The sequence below is a fragment of the Algisphaera agarilytica genome (genome assembly GCF_014207595.1).
Taxonomy (GTDB): Bacteria; Planctomycetota; Phycisphaerae; order Phycisphaerales; family Phycisphaeraceae; genus Algisphaera; species Algisphaera agarilytica.
The window spans coordinates 1,878,909-1,892,924 of sequence record NZ_JACHGY010000001.1 but is presented as its reverse complement, the minus strand read 5'-3'; the positions used below and the strand labels follow the sequence as shown (position 1 = coordinate 1,892,924).

Below are 14,016 nucleotides of genomic sequence, written 5' to 3'. Positions count from 1 at the left end.
CTGGAGAAAACATCTAGAACGCCACAAGAACAACGCCACGCGTCGCCGTGAGGAATCCTGCATCAAACAAAAAACTCACATCGCCGCTAAGCGCATCGGTGGTGACGCGTTAGCCGGGTGTGATTCAGGGTTGAAAGCGTGTTGGCCGATGAGCTCCACGCCCCAAAACGTGGGACGATCCGATATCCGAGTGGTTGTCAAGCATATCGATATGCATGCTGGATGTCGAGGTTTTTGCTCCAGGCCAAGCGTTTCGCCAAGGGGCAAATCTCGTCTAGCCGCAGGCCGTTTATGCTTAATAAACCATGCCAATCGTTGATCTGTGAGTGTGTTCTGTTAGGCTAGGAGCTCTGGTTCTCCCAATTTCGGGGATCGTTTCAAACCAAGCCCGGGCGGGCCTTGCTTTTCGGAGGACGCGGTGATGGATGCTGTTGTGAAGACCAAGGACAGGGGCTGGGCCCTGGCGGTCTCGTGTGGGCTGGCGCTGCCGGGTATGAGCGTCGGCAACGTGAACGCTACGCCTGTGGTAGACACCGCTATTGTCGCCATCCAAGGCCAAGCCACCCCCGAAAACGATGGCACTTTCGACTTCTTTTGGAACTTCGCCCCACACCTCAACGACATAGGCCAGGTGGCGTTCAGCGTCGAACTCACCGGCACCAACGGCGGGTTTAGCGATTACCAAGGAATCTACCGTGGCGACGGCACGGCTGAAGGACTCGTAAGAATCGTACGCCTTAGCGATGAGGTGCCTGAAGGCAACGGCACATTCCGTCGTTTGGGCTTCAGTACTTTTGCAGCAGCAGACTTCGCCTCAGGCATCAACAACGCCGGGCAGGTTGCCTTTCTCGCAGAAACCAATTCTCCCTACTTCACCCGATACGCCCACGGCCAATACCTCGGCGACGGCTCGCCCGGCGGCCTCGTCAACCTCGCTCGCGAGGGCCAACCGCTGCCGAGCAGCGGAGAATCTTTTTTTCAATTCTCCAGTTCGACTCCTGAGTTGAACGACGCCGGGCAGATCGCTTTTGTGACTTCGGTCAGTGACGACTCCACACCGTTTACCTATGAAACCCGCATCTATCGCGGCGACGGCACCTCTTCCGGAGATACGACCATCGCCGCCGTGGATCAATCTCTTCCCGACAGCGATGGTACGTTCCGCTCTTTTACTTCCAGGCGGTACGTCATCAACGACGCCGGCCAAGTTGCCTTCAACGCCACGCTTCAAGACACCCCCGGGGGTACCACCGACGACCAGGGCATCTACCGCGGCGACGGCACGCCCGGCAGCCTGACCAAAGTCGTCCGCGAAGGGCAGGCTGCGCCCGATGGTAACGGCAGTTTTGTCGTCCCCACCTTCATTACCCCCATGATTAACAACGCGGGCCAAGTCGCGTTTTACTCCACTCTCAGCAGCACTACCGACGGCAACAGCGACGACTCCGGCCTCTTCCGCAGCGACAGCACCGGCGGCGGACTCGACACCCTTATCCGCAAGGGCCAGCTCCTACCCACCGGCCACTCCGCGGGAGGGTTCCTCTACCACGACGAACTCAACAACGCCGGCCAAATGCTGTTCGCCACCGACCTCATGAACCCCGCCGACGGTCAAACCGTGGGGCAAGGCCTCTACCTCACCGATGGCACTGCCGAGGGCCTCTTCCAAATCGCACGCGACGAAGAAATCACCCCCGAAGGCGATGCCGAGTTCCTCGAGTTCCACCCCCAAGGCCTCAACGACCAGGGCCAAGCCCTGGTCGTAGCTGACCTCGGCATCCTCGGCAGCAGCGATGTCGTGTCGGGCATCTATGTTCACGACGACGACGGCGGCCTCATCAAAATCGCCCGCGAAGGCGATGCCTTCCTCGGCAGCACCCTCTCCTACGTCGGCTTCAGCAGCACCCTCAACAACGCCGGCCAAGTCGCCTACCGCTTCAGCCTCGAAGACGGAAGATCGGGCATCGCCCTCGCCACGATCATCGACACGCTCCTGGGCGACTACAACAACAACGGCATCGTCGACGCCGCCGACTACACCATCTGGCAAGACTCCTTCGGCAGCACCACCGACCTCGCCGCCGATGGCAACGGCAACGGCATCATCGACGCCGCGGACTACACCGTTTGGCAGGACAACTTCGGCAACTCGAACATTGGCACCAGCACCCTCGCCATCCTCCCGGAGCCAGGGACAATAGGGCTGTTGGGTTTGAGTGGTTTGCTGTGTACACATCGAAGAGCGCGAGGATAACCCCTGAACACCCTGAGCGAACGATACCCCGATCTTCGCGGTCCGATCAGAAAATCCGCAAAACATGCTGTCCATGAAATCCGGATATAGCGTTGTAATGGAACATTCCGCTAAGTAGTATGCATGCTTGGATTGACACCGCCTCGGTGTCTTTATTCACTCCCGGGGATGTCTTGGTTTGTCTACAGATTCTGGAGGTTCTGCTGTGAAAGCGTTTATGGGATGGGTGGTGTGTTTCGGTACGGGCTTGGTGTGCAGTAACGCCATGGCAGCCGACTACCGCTGGCTGGGGTCGCTGACCGACGGTACGGACTACAGCTACAGCCAAGCAGTGGCACTATCCGCCGACGGGTCTTCCGTGATCGGCAGCAGCAGTACTTTCGAAGGAATCGAAGAAGAAGCGTTCCATTGGACCGCCGAAACCGGCATGCTCGGTATGGGCAGTCTCGGCGCACCGCTAGGCGCCGACAGTTGGGCCGTCGACATCACCGACAACGGCGACACCGCCTTGGGTACGCTGTTCGATTACGGCGGTATGAGTGGCGGTATACGGATGTACACCTGGCAGCCCGGCGGAGACAAACAGCCGATCGATCTGCCCGCCACCGGGTACCCACGCGTCAATGCGCGAGCCATCTCCGCCGACGGATCGGTCCTTGCAGGGTACGCGACAAACAGCCCACAAAGCCGCTCGAACGCTTTTGTCTGGACCAGCGACGGCGGCTACCAATTCCTCGACCTCGGGCCCTCCCACCATATTTGGCGGCATGTCGATGTGGGCGGGCTCAGTGCCGACGCCGGTGTGGTGGTGGGCGACGTCCGCAGCTACAGCGGCGGAAGTTCGAGCCGAACCCAGGCCTACCGCTGGGAACCCGACGGCGAGTTCGAATACCTGGGCTACCTCCCCGGCGGCGACAACGACTACAGCACCGCCGCCGACATCTCCGCCGACGGATCGATCATCGTCGGCACCAGCGACTCGGCCAACGCCGAAGCCGGCGGCGGCTTCTTCGAAGCCTTCCGCTGGACCGAAGAGGACGGCATGGTCGGCCTGGGCGATCTGCCCGGTGGCGATTTCAACAGCTGGGCCACCGCCATCTCCGCCGACGGCTCGGTCATCGTCGGCGAAGCCACCATCGAAGCCGAATCCTTCTCCCAGCGAGACGCCCCGTTCATCTGGACCGAAGAACACGGCATGCGCAACCTCCGCGACGTCTTCCTCGACGCCGGCATCGGCGCCGACTTCGTCGCCGGCATCGAAGACGTCGTCGATGTCAGTGCCGACGGCCAAACCTTCATCGGCAACGGCTCCGGCCCCGAAGGCGCCCTCGGCAGCGCGTGGATCGTCAGCCTCAACGACATCGCCGAACTCCTGGGCGACTACAACGGCAACGGCATCATCGATGCCGCGGACTACACCGTCTGGCAGGACAACTTCGGCAACACCAACCTCAGCATCAACACCCTATCCATCATCCCCGAGCCCTCGACCGGCCTCGCGCTCTTTTCCTTCGCCACCCTCGTGTTTGGCCGAGGGCGAGTCCGTAGAGCCACGCCATCTCGGCCAACGAGTGGACCCGCCGACACCTTCTGATCGCTAACCACGGCTAACCTTTAATCAAGCTTCATCGTCCCCAAGAATTCCCGGAGGTTTTCAATATGAGTGTGTTTCGTGGTAGACGGATGAGCTTGCAACGGCCCTATGCCCGAGCACCCCATCGGGCGTGGCTCGCCGTGGTTGGAGTCGCCACGCTGATCCTCGGCGGGGCGGTGCAGGCAGCCCCCTCGATCGAAACACAAGTCCTCGTCACCACCGGCCAAACGGTGCCCGGCGGGTTCACGCTCGATTCGTTCCAAACGGGTGTCAGCTCCACGATCCGCAGCCCGTTCTGGCTCAACGACACCGGCCAAGTCGCCTTCGCCGCTGCGCTCGCAGGCACCCCCGGCGGGTTCGATGACAACCTCGCCATCTACCGAGTCGACGCCACCGGCACCGGACTCGTCGAGATCGCCCGGACCGGACAAACGCCGCCAGACGGCGCGGGGGCGTTCACTTACTTCGGCACACCACCATCCTTTGCGGCGGCGGCTAACCCTCACATCGCCGGCTTCAACAACGTCGGCCAAGTCGCCTTCATCGCCGATATCTCGACCAATGACGATCCATTCGCTGAGGAATCCGGGATCTATGTCGGCGACGGCACACCCGGCGGACTCGTCGGTCTGGGCCGAGAAGGGTAGCCGCTACCCGACGGCGGGGGGAGCGTTGTCGACCTTCGGCCCCGCCGTTTCGACGGCACCCTCAACGACACCGGCCAAGTTGCGTTCAACGCCCGATTCGACATGCCCGGATTCCCCTTCGGTGCTAGCGGCCTCTACCGCACCGACGGCACACCGAACAGCGGCACGTTCATCGAAGACTTCGACAGCGAAGACGGTATCCGTTTTCGTGAACAGCTGACTGGCCTCAATCAAAGCGGACAGGCCGTGTACAGCGCAACCCCGATCCCTATCGAATCACCATCGCCTGGCGTAGTCGCCAACCTCTACCTCGGCGGTGACCCCGCAGGCCCCTCGCTCATTGTCCAACAGGACCAGGCTTCACCCGATGGCAACGGGACCTTCGGCCCCCAAGGCAGCGCCTTCCACAAGTTCTCCCTCAACGACCTCGGTCATGTCGCCTTCACCAACACCCTCGCCGGCGTCACCGACGGGGCAAACAGCGGACTCTTCCTCAGCGACGGCACCGCGAACGGACTCTCCGCCCTGGCCCGCGAAGGCCAAGCCCTGCCCGGCGGCGGAACCCTTGCCAGCCTGAGCTTCCGCGAGCCCCAGATCAACAACGCCGGCCAAGTCCTCATCCAAGCCAGCACCGCCATCAACGACAACAGCGAAGACAACCTCGAAACCCTCTTCCTCCGCGACGGCACCGCCGACGGATTCGCCCCGCTCTTCCGTGTCGGCCAACTCAACTCCCTCGACCAGCTGATCACCGGCCTCCACGGCGCCAAGCTCAACGACGACGGCCAAGTCGCCTTCCTCGCATCCACCATCGACGCCACCAACCCCCAATCCACCCTCGCCTATTTCGTCTTCGACCCCGACCACGGCCTCCTCGAACTCGCCCGCATCGGCGACGATCTCCAAGGCAGCCCCATCAACAACCTGTTCCTCCTATACAACGACTTCGGCTTCAACGAAGAAGGCCAACTCGCCTTCCGCTTCGCCCTCGAAGACGGCACCGAAGGCATCGCCCTCGCCACCATCATCGACACGCTCCTGGGCGACTACAACAACAACGGCATCGTCGACGCCGCAGACTACACCGTCTGGCAAGACTCCTTCGGTAGCACCACCGACCTCGCCGCCGATGGCAACGGCAACGGCATGATCGACGCCGCGGACTACACCGTCTGGCAAGACAACTTCGGCAGCACCAACGCCTCAACCAGCACCCTCTCCATCATCCCCGAGCCGGCTTCGTTGACAGTTTTGGGCGTTTTAGGTGCGGGGTTGATCGGTCGTCGTCGGGAGCGCTGAATTCTCTTGCTGCGGCTTTCGGGGGGTGATATAAACGCTGCAGAGGCAGTGGTGGGTCAGGTGTACAAGCCCCATTTCTTTCCCTCCCCGGGCCTTGGCACTTCTCAAGGTCCGAGTCATCTTTGGGTCAACGGCGCGGCCCGTCTGGGCGGCGGTTTAGTTGGGAGTTGAGATGTACATTTCAAAGCATCGGAACGTGGCTGCGTGGTCGGCCACGGGTTTGGTTGTGGTGGTCGCGGTGGCGGGCATGCGGGCCGAGGCGCAGGATGCCGAGTGGATCAATCCCACGCCGCCCCCGGGGCCGTTCCCCTTCCTGATCTACGGCACGGGCAGCAACTGGGACACCGGCAACGCGCCCACGCTCGCCGACAACGCGTTGTTCCAGGTCGACCTCATGGGCAACCCGATCGTGCTCAGCGCCGGCAGCCAAAGCAACAACCTCACCGTGGCCGACAACGCCTGGACATTTTCCGGGATCACCAGCGGCGACCTAACCACCGCCGGCGTCGCGTTGATCGATGACGTCACGGCCACCTCCCTGGCCACCGGTGCCTCGCTGAACATCGCCGATAGCGCCCTGTGGAACATCGCCGATGCCGCGCTGACCAACGACAACGACCTGCTCGTGGCGCAGCAGGGCTTCGGCACGCTGGGCATCCAGACCAGCTCGGACGTCACCGCCGAGAACATCTTCGTGGGTAATTCGGCCGGGGCGGTGGGCGTGGTCAACGTCGACGGCGTGGGCTCAACGCTCGCGGCGGTCCGCACCGACAGCCAAGGACGCATCATCAACATCGGCGGCGATGGCGGCACCGGCACGGTCAACCTGACCAACGGCGGCCAACTGCTCACCACCAACGCCGGCGGCAGCGCCAACCAAGACATCGTCGTGGGCCGCAGCTTCTTCGATGCCGACTTGGCAGACCCGGCGAACCCCGTCGTCCGCTCCGTCGGCACACTCAACGTCTCGGGCGCCGGTTCGCTGGCCGAAACCAGCGACTTCTTGGTCGGCCACCTCGGCGGGATCGGCACGGTCAACATCCTCGACGGCGGCCAGGTCGTGCTCGCCGAAGGGGCCAGCCCCCAAGCGCTCTTTGGTAGCGGCGAAGGCTCGGTCGGCAACGGCACGATCGACGGGACCGATTCGGTCCTGCGGGCCCACGCCGTGTTCGTCGGCACATCCGGCGGCACCGCCCAAATTGCCGTGTCCAACGGCGGAGAGTTGATCACCGAGATCACCGCCCAAGCCACCGACAGCACCAACGAAGGCGACCTCATCATCGGCAACACCAACGCCGCCGGGGCGATCGCCAACGGCCTGGTGGCGGTCTACGGCACCGATGGCACAACGGCCTCAGCCGTGAACGCGGATAACATCGTCATCGTCGGCAGCGACGGCCTGGGTGAGCTACGCGTCGGCCGAGACCTCAACGACAACTTCCAAGACTTCGGGCAGGTCAACGCGGCCCAGATCATCGTCGGCGACCTCGACAACAACGACCAGGACAACCGTGTGGTGGTGGACGGGGCCAACGCCCAGGTCCAAACGTCCGGCGCGATTATCGTCGGCGACGCCGGGCGCGGCGTCTGGGAATCGTTCAATGGCAGTACCACCACGGCGGGCACGTCCTTCAACGTCGGCCTCCGCGACGGCTCGGTCAGCACCGCGCTCTTCGACGGCACCGGCACCACGCTCACCGCGCTCAACCTGTTCGTCGGCAACGGCACCGGCGTCGGCTCAACCGGCACCGCCACCTTCCGCAACGGCGCGACCGCCACGCTCAACGGCGTCTTCGCCACCAACGACACCGGCAGTGGCGTCACCATCGGCGACGACGACGAAGGCATCGGCACGCTCAATATCGAAGGCGTCGGGTCCCGCGTCGAAACGACCAACTCCACCTGGTTCATCGGCGGCTCGGAGAACGAAAACGGCGGCACCGGCACCGTCAACATCTCCGCCGGCGGCGTGGGCATCGCCTCCGGCCGGACCTGGATCGGCTACCGCGCCAACGCCCAGGGCACGCTCAACGTCACCGGCACCGGCTCCCGCTACGACGCCAACGGCGACTTCATCCTCGTCGGCTTCCAGGGCGACGGCTTCCTCAACATCGACAGCGGCGGCGTCGTCAACGGCAACGGACTCATCCTCGCCGACGAGCCCGGCTCCGCCGGCAGCGACATCACCGTGGACGGCGCCGGCTCGCAACTCAACCTCACCCAGCGTCTTTCTGTCGGCGACGAGAACGACGCGACCATGACCGTCAGCGGCGGCGCGGTCGTCAACGTGGCGAGCAACTTCGCCGACCCGGACGTCGCCGACCGACGCCTCATCATCGGTCGCGTCAACAGCAGCAACGACTCGTCGCTCACCGTCACCGGCGTCGGCTCGGCCGTCAACTACTTCGGCGGCGAACGCATCAGCGTCGGGTTCCAGGCGGGCACCGCGGCGGACCGCAACAAGCTCCACGTGCTCGACGGTGCGGTCGTCCGCGCCTTCCGCACCGACGCCGCCAACCCGGCGACGCAGGGCTTCATGGTCCTCGGCGACGAATCCAACGGGCACGGCGAACTACTCGTCGACGGAGCGGGCTCGCTCGTGGACGTGCGCTACCTCGACATCGGCCAGGCCAACGGGGCCAGCGGCAGCGTCACCGTCAGTAACGGCGGCGAGGTCCAGATCGCCGAATACTCCGAGGTCGGCGCGGGCGGCGACGGCGACAACTTCCTGACCGTCGAAGACGCCGGCTCGCTCTACGAAACCGGCGGCGACCTCTCCGTCGCGGCGGGTTCGTCTTCGCTCCGCGTCGACGGCGAGATGCGCATCCGTGACGGCGGCGCCGTCGTGACCGGGGGGAACGGGTTCATCGGCCGAGCGTCAACCAACGTCGGCCGCGTCGACATCGGCGGGCCCGGCGCGATGGCCACGTGGGACGTCGCCGGCAACTTCTACATGTCCGGCAGCACCAACGTCTCGTCGTCCGGCGGAAGCCAATCGTCCGGCTCCTCGACCCTCAACCTGCTCGAAAACGGGCGGATCACCATCGACGGCGACTTCTATCTCAAGGACCGCGGCACCATCAACCTCACCGGCGGCGAACTCATCGCCAACGACCTGATCTTCCTCGACTTCACCGGCACGAACTACACACCGGTGCCCACCGTGAACTGGGACACCGGCCTGATCCGCTACACCGGCAGTAAAACCTTTGCGACCAGCGATATCAACACCGTGTTCTCCGGCGGCCCGGCCCTGCTCGACGCGGGCAAGCACCTCGCTTTCGACGGCTTGGCCGTTCTCGGCGGGCCGATCGAAGTCGACGGCGGGTCGCTCAGCATCGGGTCGATCTCGACGGGCAGCTTCAGTCAAGTTGAGTTCGATTCGGGCACGCTCAATTTCACCAACTCCGGCATCGTGGTCACCAGCTCGGGCCTCTTCGGCAGCACGCTGGTCATCGACGAAGACGAAACCATCAACGTCACCAACAGCACCTTTGTTCAATCCGACGGCCTGCTCAACGTCGCCGAGGGCAACTTCTCGTCGGGTGCGACCGTCAACAGCGGCACCATCGTGATCGCCCAGGGCACCGCCGACTTCGGCACCCTCAACAACACCAACGGCGACCTCGTGCTCGTCGACGCGATCACTACCGGCACCATCAACGGCGGCGACATCACCATCGTCAACACCAACGCCGCCAGCGCTCTGGCACTCACCAGCGGCAGCAGCATCGCCTTCGGCATCGAAACCGCCGCCGGGGCGGACGACCTGCTCCAGGTCGACAACACCGCCACCCTCGCTGGCTCGCTGATCGTGTCCGCCGCGGATGTCTCGGGCATCGGCCTGGGCGATGAGTACGACCTGATCCTCGCCGACACCGTCACCGGCACCTTCGACAACATCGCGCTGCCCACCCTCGATAGCGGCCTGGAGTTCGATGTGCTCTACGAAGCCAGCCGCGTCGCCCTGTCGGTCGTCGCCATCAACCTCCTCGCCGGCGACTATAACGGCAACGGCATCGTCGACGCCGCGGACTACACCGTCTGGGCCGACAACTTCGGCAGCACCACCGACCTCGCCGCCGACGGCAACGGCAACGGCGTCATCGACGCCGCGGACTACACCGTCTGGCAAGACAACTTCGGCAACACCAACGCCTCGCCCAACACCCTCGCCACCATCCCCGAACCCACCACCGGCTTCGTGCTGCTCACCCTCACCGGCCTCGCCACCACGCGTCGCCGCCACACCCAACTTACGCCCTAATCCCCATATCAACTTTAGCCCCGGGTAAATGACCCGGGGCCACCGCGGCGTCGAGTATCGCGCAACTGTACACTCCCACAAGAAGACACAGTTAGCAGCAGGCTTATCCGCATTCGAGGTACCCACTACTCAACGGGCGATATCAACAAGGTGCATGCAGAGGTTGTCAGGCACTACGCAACCATTATCATCGAGCCCATCTGATGATGTTGTACTCCGGAGGCAGTGATGAACAAAAAGCAGACGAAGACGGCGAGGTTGTTGCGAACCTTTCTTGTGGCCGTGTTGACGGGTTTTGTAACTGCCGCAGACTTGGTCATAACCTCGTCTGCCTTAGGCGAGGTAACAATCGAGACCCGCGCTCTTAGCGGCACCCAAGCCCCCGGCACCGAACCCGGCGTCACCTTCGAAAGCTTCGGCTACCCAACGATCAACGCCTCCGGTCAGGTCGCCTTCCTGGGCTACGTGACCAACATCAATCCGAACTTCGTCATTCCTGACAAAGGCATCTGGTCCGAAACCGCCGGTTCGATCGGCAACCCCGGACTCATCGCACGTGATGATGATGACGCATCCGGTACACCCGCAGGCGTCAAACTCGATGGATTCGTAGGCCCCGTCCTCAACGACAACGGAATGATTGCCTTCCGCGCGGTCATCACTGGCCCCGACGTGGACCACACCAACAACTTCGTGATCTACTCCCAAGCTGCAGGGCCCAAAGGCTCGCTCGAACTATTCCTTCGCGATGGTGACGCCGCCCCCGACACCCCGCCCGGCGTCCAATTCACCGGCATAAGCGCTCCTGTCCTCAACAACGCGGGACAGATCACGTTCACCGCACTCCTGTCCTCGCTTAGCTCCAACGGTTTCAGCGATCGAGGGATTTGGTCCGAGGCCGCAGGCTCTTCCGGTAACCCAGGAATTCTCGTCCGAACCGGTAATGCCGCTCCCGGAACAGGGTCCGGCATCATTTTCAGTCATATCGACATAGCCAAACCAGTGCTCAACGACGCCGGACAGACCGCATTTTGGGCACAACTTACCGGGAACGGCGTCGATAGCTCCAACGACACTGGCATTTGGTCCAAGACCACGGATAATCTCGATCTGATTATCCGCACTGGCGACCACGCCCCAGGAACAGAGTCCGGCGTGAAATTCCGCAGACTACTTGACCTCGCCTTCAACGACGTCGGCGAGACCGCTTTCCGTGGCAGACTTACCGGTACCGGCGTGGATGGCTCCAACAACGAAGGTATTTGGTCCGAAGCCGCAGGCTCTGCGGGTAGACCCGGGATCGTTGTTCGCACCGGGGATCCGGCGCCCGGGACTGAACCCGGTGTCACCTTCAGAAGAGGGCTTGCTCGCCCGTCTCTCAATGCCAAAGGACATACCGCGTTCCGCGGTGAACTCACCGGCACCGGAGTAAACGGGTCTAACGATGAAGGTATTTGGTCCGAAGCCGTAGGTTCCATCAGCAACCCCGGAATTATTGCCCGGACTGGCGACGCCGCTCCCGGAACCAAGCCCGGCGTTGTTTTTAGCAGCCTGCGCTGGGACCCCATCCTCAACAACGCAGGGCAAGTTGCTTTCCGTGGCGAACTATTTGGCACCGGCGTAGATTTATCCAACAACACCGGCATCTGGGCCACTGACCTCGACGGCCTGCCGACTCTTGTCATTCGTAAAGGCGATCTCCTCGATATTGATGACAACCCGCTCAACGAAGACCTCCGTATCATCGCCTCAATCGACATTGACTGGGAGTATGGTCAACCAGCTTTCTTCAACGATGCTGGCCAACTCGCCTTCCACGCCACTTTTACCGATGGTACGGAGGGTATCTTCGTAGCTAACACCCTCGGCGATGTAGCCAACGTAATGGGCGACTACAACGGCAACGGTATTGTCGATGCCGCCGACTACACCATCTGGCAAGACAACTTCGGCTCCACCACCGACCTCGCCGCCGATGGCAACGGCAACGGGATCGTCGACGCCGCAGACTACACCGTCTGGCAAGACAACTTCGGCAACACCAACGCCTCGGCCAACACCCTCACCACCATCCCCGAACCCACCACCGGTTTATTGGTAGTCACAATGGCGGGCTTCATGTTGAAGCCACGACGTACTCAGCAGTAGCTTCGCCGCCGCATCGCTCCCAGAAGGCTGACCAACACCACCACGGCTGCCGAGCCCGGCTCGGGGATCGTATACAGCGTCACATCGTTGCCATCTCCGCCCAGATAACTGATGAACAAGCCTGTGCCGTCGTAGCTACCGACCAGAGCGCCTTCGTCCAATCCGTCGAAGGCGCCGATCCGTTCGCCACCCACATCAAAAATCATAAACACATCACCCGCCATCGGAACGAACTCCTCGATCAACACGATCGTCAGCTCACCGTCCAGCGTCAGGTCGCCCGCCACGATCGACTGGTCGAACTCGCCCACCCCCGTGCCGCCGATCTCGATCTCCGTGCCGCCGGTGGCGATCAGGTTTCCGCCGTACTCCACGCTCGCCGGACTCGAACCCGGGGAGAACGTGCCCAGCACCTCGAGCGTGCCGCTCCCGGTCGTCCCGCCGCTGCCGGTATACGTGTCAAAAACGATCGCGCGGCTGCTGCCCAGCAGCTCCAGCGTGCCTTCCTGATCCAGGTCACCCACAAACGACGCCACCGCCTGGCTGCTCAAGGCGATCTTGCCGGTGTTGCTCACGTCCCCGAAGAGGTCGCTCACCCCGTCACTCACCGACACCAGCCCCTCATTCGTCAGGCCCTGGTTAAACCGCATCGCCGAACCGCGCGTGGCGATCAGCCCGCCGAGTTGATTGAGCACGTTCGCGCGGAAGTCCATCTCGCCGCTCTGATCAAACGCCTCGATCCGACCGTTGGCCGAGTTGACAAACACCGCATCCACCACCCCCGAGCCCCGGAACAGCCCGGTGTTGTTCAGCGAGTCGGCCACCACCTGCAGGCCGCTAACCCCCAGATCGATCTCCCCGGCGTTGTTCAGGTCACCCGACACCGCAAACACCCCACCCGCGCCCGTCAGCCGGGCCGAGTTATCCAGCGACACGTCCGAGCGGACCTGCATCAAGCTGTTGGCCTGCAGGTCCAGCGTCGTCACGCCGAACTCCGCCCCCAGGCTGAGCCGGTCGGCGATCACGACACCGCTCGGCCCGTTGATGGTCCCGCCGAACTGGGTCTCCAGGACCACCACCCCGCCGGTGGTCCCGGGGGTAACCCCCCCGATGAAGTTGCCGCCCAGATCGAAGTTGCCACCCGAAAGGCCCGTCCAGGTGAAGACCGATACCCCGTACACCACGTAGCTCTCGCCCGCAGAGCTGTTGCCGTTGGGGTCGCCGCCGATTGCCCCGATGATCACGTCCGCCACCCCGTCACCGTTCACATCCCCCGCCGACGAAACCGAAACGCCTGACTGGTCACCGGTATCAATCCCGTTCAGGACGAAACCGTTGCTACCGTCCAGCGAAGACAGGTCCAGCGAACCCCCCGAACCCACCGAGCCGCCGCCGAACACCACGTAGCTCTCGCCCGCGCTGCCGTTGCCGTTGGGGTCCCCACCACGTGCCCCGATGATCACGTCCGCCACCCCGTCACCGTTCACATCCCCCGCCGACGAAACCGAAACGCCCGACTGGTCGCTGGCATCAATCCCGTTCAGGACAAAACCGTTGCTCCCGTCCAGCGAAGACAGCTCCAGCGAACCCCCCGAGCCCACCGAGCCGCCGCCGAACACCACATAGCTCTCGCCCGCAATGCTGTTGCCGTTGGGATCGCCGCCGACTGCCCCGATGATCAAGTCCGCCACCCCGTCACCGTTCACGTCGCCCGCCGACGAAACCGAAACGCCCGACTGGTCGCTGGCATCAATCCCGTTCAGGACAAAACCGTTGCTCCCGTCCAGCGAAGACAGCTCCAGCGAAC

The 14,016-nt window shown here is 63.2% G+C and carries 6 protein-coding genes and 1 pseudogene; 6 read left to right on the top strand and 1 reads right to left on the bottom strand.

The annotated features are described in order from the left end of the window. The first annotated feature begins 421 nt into the window (after positions 1–421). From HNQ40_RS07945 to HNQ40_RS07920, 6 genes and pseudogenes are all read left to right on the top strand, one after another. Positions 422–2,254: a DUF7453 family protein gene (locus tag HNQ40_RS07945; RefSeq protein WP_184677344.1), complete on the top strand. Its 1,833-nt coding sequence runs from the start codon at positions 422–424 to the stop codon at positions 2,252–2,254. Positions 2,255–2,519: 265 nt separating this feature from the next. Next, positions 2,520–3,848, top strand: coding sequence for a hypothetical protein (locus tag HNQ40_RS07940; RefSeq protein WP_184677343.1), 1,329 nt, complete (start codon positions 2,520–2,522; stop codon positions 3,846–3,848). A 140-nt stretch (positions 3,849–3,988) separates the two neighbouring features. Next, on the top strand, positions 3,989–4,495 hold the full coding sequence (locus HNQ40_RS07935; protein WP_184677342.1) for a DUF7453 family protein: 507 nt from the start codon (positions 3,989–3,991) through the stop codon (positions 4,493–4,495). 57 nt (positions 4,496–4,552) lie between these two features. Then, positions 4,553–5,794, top strand: a pseudogene (locus HNQ40_RS07930) (DUF7453 family protein); the annotation flags it as partial. A gap of 196 nt (positions 5,795–5,990) precedes the next feature. After that, positions 5,991–10,061, top strand: a complete 4,071-nt coding sequence (locus HNQ40_RS07925) for a beta strand repeat-containing protein (RefSeq protein WP_221435427.1) — start codon at positions 5,991–5,993, stop codon at positions 10,059–10,061. Between the two features lie 228 nt (positions 10,062–10,289). Next, positions 10,290–12,209, top strand: a complete 1,920-nt coding sequence (locus tag HNQ40_RS07920) for a DUF7453 family protein (protein WP_184677339.1) — start codon at positions 10,290–10,292, stop codon at positions 12,207–12,209. On the opposite strand, the gene HNQ40_RS07915 is transcribed toward HNQ40_RS07920, so the two are convergent. Further along, a partial coding sequence (locus tag HNQ40_RS07915) for a hypothetical protein (protein ID WP_390675041.1) occupies positions 12,200–14,016 on the bottom strand: 1,817 nt, incomplete at its 5' end. The two genes, HNQ40_RS07920 and HNQ40_RS07915, sit on opposite strands and share 10 nt — an antisense overlap.

Bases quoted from the DNA above. Each gene is read 5' to 3' on its own strand.
- HNQ40_RS07920 (WP_184677339.1), top strand. From the start codon at position 10,290: ATGAACAAAAAGCAGACGAAGACGGCGAGGTTGTTGCGAACCTTTCTT.
- HNQ40_RS07940 (WP_184677343.1), top strand. From the start codon at position 2,520: ATGGCAGCCGACTACCGCTGGCTGGGGTCGCTGACCGACGGTACGGAC.
- HNQ40_RS07945 (WP_184677344.1), top strand. From the start codon at position 422: ATGGATGCTGTTGTGAAGACCAAGGACAGGGGCTGGGCCCTGGCGGTC.